General features: G+C 56.6%; 1 pseudogene. It reads right to left on the minus strand.

The features are described 5' to 3' along the window. Window positions 1–410, minus strand: a pseudogene (locus TW89_RS02725) (hypothetical protein); the annotation flags it as partial.

Here is a 410-nt window from a genome sequence, read left to right on the forward strand (position 1 = left end):
AGTTTCTCGACATTGGTGCTGCCGCTGTCGCCGTTGAAGGTCAGGCCTTTGGTGTCAACGGTGGTTTTGGCATCTACGCCTTTTTGGATTTCGGCTTTGGTGTTATCAGCCAAGTCGATGCTGTAGTCGGTCACGTTGTTCGCGTCTTCTGCTGAAGCAGTGACGGTCACTTTGTCGGAACCGGCTTTCGCAGTCGTGCCTTTGGCGTTGACGGTGTAAACGTCTTGGCCGTTGGCGCCGGTCGTTTTAACCACGTCTTTGATGTTGGTACCGGCTGCGACCTCGGTACGGGCGGCGGCGCTTTGCTGTTTCAGCTGGCTGTAGTTGACGGCGTCGGTGTCATCGGTACCGGCGGCAACATTGGTCACTTTGTTGCCGGCGGCATTGATGCCTGACTTGGTCACACTCGG

It is taken from the genome of Neisseria flavescens (genome assembly GCF_001618065.1).
Lineage (GTDB): Bacteria > Pseudomonadota > Gammaproteobacteria > Burkholderiales > Neisseriaceae > Neisseria > Neisseria flavescens_A.